This is a genomic window from Bradyrhizobium campsiandrae, assembly GCF_014529705.1.
Taxonomy (GTDB): domain Bacteria; phylum Pseudomonadota; class Alphaproteobacteria; order Rhizobiales; family Xanthobacteraceae; genus Bradyrhizobium; species Bradyrhizobium campsiandrae.
In genome coordinates this window covers 1-375 of sequence record NZ_JAANIH010000233.1, presented here as the reverse complement: position 1 = coordinate 375, position 375 = coordinate 1, and the positions used below count along the sequence as shown (strand labels likewise).

The following is a 375-nucleotide window of genomic DNA, read 5'->3' as shown; positions in this document are numbered from 1 at the left end:
AAGACACACTCAGTTGATTGCATCATTTGTAATCCTGTTAAACAAATACACAAGTCACCTTATTCGCGTAGTGTCTAATATCTATAGAAAATTTTTTTTTTTTTACCTTGAAAATTCAATAGTTTAGCCAATAAAAAAGCACAACGACAGAAGAGCAGATGGAAAGATTCACCAACGCTTTCATTTCCCGCCTCCCGAAGTACATGCAGGAGGCATTAACGCCATCACTAGCAGCTTAATTGAATATTTACTGGCTAAACTATTAGTTAAATCCTGGTTGTTTCTGCCTAAGCGATCTAATTCAGTGACCATTACAATATCACCCTCACGAATATAGGCCAGCATTTTTTCAGTTCTGGCCGATTAGTGTTAGCC

At 37.3% G+C, this 375-nt stretch carries 1 protein-coding gene; it reads right to left on the bottom strand.

Going from position 1 to position 375, the window contains the following annotated elements; translation table 11 throughout:
• Positions 1-180: 180 nt before the first annotated feature.
• Positions 181-345 (bottom strand): recombinase family protein, encoded by a 165-nt coding sequence (locus G8O24_RS47230; RefSeq protein ID WP_244646425.1) that lies wholly within the window; start codon positions 343-345, stop codon positions 181-183.
• Between the last annotated feature and the right edge of the window lie 30 nt (positions 346-375).

Coding starts and splice junctions, on each gene's coding strand:
- G8O24_RS47230 (WP_244646425.1), bottom strand. CDS start 345: ATGCTGGCCTATATTCGTGAGGGTGATATTGTAATGGTCACTGAATTA.